The organism is Mesorhizobium sp. M7A.F.Ca.CA.001.08.2.1 (assembly GCF_003998455.1).
Taxonomy (GTDB): domain Bacteria; phylum Pseudomonadota; class Alphaproteobacteria; order Rhizobiales; family Rhizobiaceae; genus Mesorhizobium; species Mesorhizobium ciceri.
In genome coordinates this window covers 1-495 of record NZ_RZPW01001456.1, presented here as the reverse complement: position 1 = coordinate 495, position 495 = coordinate 1, and the positions used below count along the sequence as shown (strand labels likewise).

Genomic DNA, 495 nt, shown 5'->3' with positions numbered 1-495 from the left:
AACCAGGGCTGGCCGGTGGCGCTCGCGATTCTGGCCGCTGTTGCCGTCGGCGGCTTCATCGGCGCCCTTTATGCGCTGCTGTTCAACCGGCTCGGCATGCCGAGCTTCGTCTCGACGCTGGCCGGCTTGCTGGCGGTGCTTGGCCTGCAGCTCTACATCCTCGGCTCGACCGGCTCGATCAACCTGCCCTACGGCTCGAACCTGGTGAATTTCGGCCAGTTGCTGATGATGCCCAAACTCGTCTCGTTCGCTCTGGCGGCCGTGCCGGGCATCGTCATGCTGATCACCGGCCTGCGCACCGTCGCGCGCCGCCGCGCCGCGAACCTGTCGGCGCCGTCGACCGGCGGGCTCGTCACGCGCGCGGTGGTGATTACGGTCATTCTCGAGCTCATCGTCTTCTATCTCAATCAGGCGCGCGGCATTCCGTGGATGTTCGGCCTGTTCGTCGGCCTGGTCATATCGATGCACTACGCGCTGACGCGGACCAAATGGGGC

The 495-nt window shown here is 65.9% G+C and carries 1 pseudogene; it reads left to right on the top strand.

Annotation, left to right across the window (positions count from 1 at the left end):
- Positions 1-495: pseudogene (locus EN914_RS37950) on the top strand (sugar ABC transporter permease); the annotation flags it as partial.